At 64.5% G+C, this 1,582-nt stretch carries 2 protein-coding genes; one reads left to right on the plus strand and one right to left on the minus strand.

Annotation, left to right across the window (positions count from 1 at the left end):
- The coding region (locus ACK5L9_RS00650) for a sodium-independent anion transporter (protein WP_416909518.1) at window positions 1-416 on the plus strand (416 nt) is incomplete at its 5' end.
- A gap of 119 nt (window positions 417-535) precedes the next feature.
- On the opposite strand, the gene ACK5L9_RS00655 is transcribed toward ACK5L9_RS00650, so the two are convergent.
- Window positions 536-1,582 carry a CaiB/BaiF CoA transferase family protein gene (locus ACK5L9_RS00655; RefSeq protein WP_416909519.1) on the minus strand — a complete coding sequence of 349 codons (1,047 nt, stop codon included), beginning with the start codon at window positions 1,580-1,582 and terminating at the stop codon, window positions 536-538.

Here is a 1,582-nt window from a genome sequence, read left to right on the forward strand (position 1 = left end):
ACGCCGCGCAGTGGTCCTATCACCCGGTCGCCTCGGCGCGGCAATTCCTGCCGGGGCTGATCGCCTATCATTTCACCCACAGCCTGTATTACGCCAATATGCAGGCCTTTGCCGACGATATCGCGCTGATCGAGAATCGCGTGGGCGGCGAGTTGCGCTGGCTCTGCATCGAGGCCTCGGCCATCAGCGGCGTCGATTTTTCGGCGGCACAGATGCTGCGCGTCACCGCCCGCCGCATGCAGCAGACCGGCGTGCGGCTGGTCCTTCTGGACGTCGCTCCGCAGGTCATGACCCAGCTTGAACGATACGGCCTGACCAGCCAGATCGGCCCCGGCAATTTCTATGGCAGCCCCGGCAGGCTGTTGCTGGATTACCGCGAAACGGCGCTGCCCCCGGCCCCCGGACAATATAGCTGACGGAAGCCGATTTGATCATCAAATTGGCGCAGCATCAGCGTAAAATCAAAGGATTATAGCCTGACAACATAATCAAAAGAAAGTCGTCAGGCTATGGGCCGGGGCCGGGGATGCGCCGGTCAGGCATCGGCCTTTTGCTGTGCCAGCCAGTCAAGGATCGTCTGGCGATCACCATCCAGCGGCGAGGCGGGGGCGTGATGGCCGGTGTCGGGCAGGTCGGACATCTTGATCGGATTGCCCGAGGCGATAAAGCGCGCACCGCCTTGCGACGGTTCCAGATGCACCACCATGTTGCGGGCCAGAAGCTGCGGGTCGCGCAGCACTTCGGCCATGTCCTGCACCTTGCCGGTCGGCACGCCCGCCGCCTCGAACGCGGTGATCCAATGGGCGACATTCTGCGTCAGCGTAACCGATTCGATCAGGCGTTTCAGCAGATCGGGCCGGTCGCAACGGGCTGCGTTGGTCGAAAAGGCCGGGTCGTCGGCCAGCGTGTCCAGCCCAAGCACATCGCACAGCCGCCGGAAAATCGCGTCATTGCCCGCCGCGATGACCACAAAGCCGTCTTCGGCGCGATAGGTCGCAAAGGGCGTGATGGTGGGATGGCGCGCACCGGTCGGGCCGGGCGCCGTGCCGGTCGCGCCGGTGATGGCGATGGCATGTTCCTGAATCGCCAGTTGCGCATCCAGCATCGAGATGTCGATCTTCTGCCCCTGTCCCGTCGTCCCGCGCGCGATCAGCGCAGCCAGAATGCCCTGAGTCAGATACATGCCCGCCACCACATCGCCTATGGACGCGCCCACCCGCACGGGCGGGCCGCCGGCCTCGCCGGTGATCGCCATCACCCCGCCGCGCGCCTGCACCACCATGTCATAGGCGGGCTTGCCGGCTTCGGGGCCGGTATGGCCAAAGCCCGACACCGCGCCATAGATCAGCCGTGGCAGGCGTTCATGCAGCGCCTGCCAGCCATAGCCCAGCTTTTCCATCACACCGGGGCGGAAATTCTCCAGCACCACATCAGAGCGCGCCAGAAGCGCCTCGAAGATGGCGCGATCCCCGTCGGTTTTCAGATCCAGCGCGATGGACTGCTTTCCGTGGTTCAGCGCCGCGAAATAGGCGCTTTCACCATCGACGAAGGGCGGAAAGGCGCGGGTATCGTCGCCGGTCAC

Origin of the sequence: Paracoccus sp. (in: a-proteobacteria), assembly GCF_047973135.1 — a bacterium.
Lineage (GTDB): Bacteria > Pseudomonadota > Alphaproteobacteria > Rhodobacterales > Rhodobacteraceae > Paracoccus.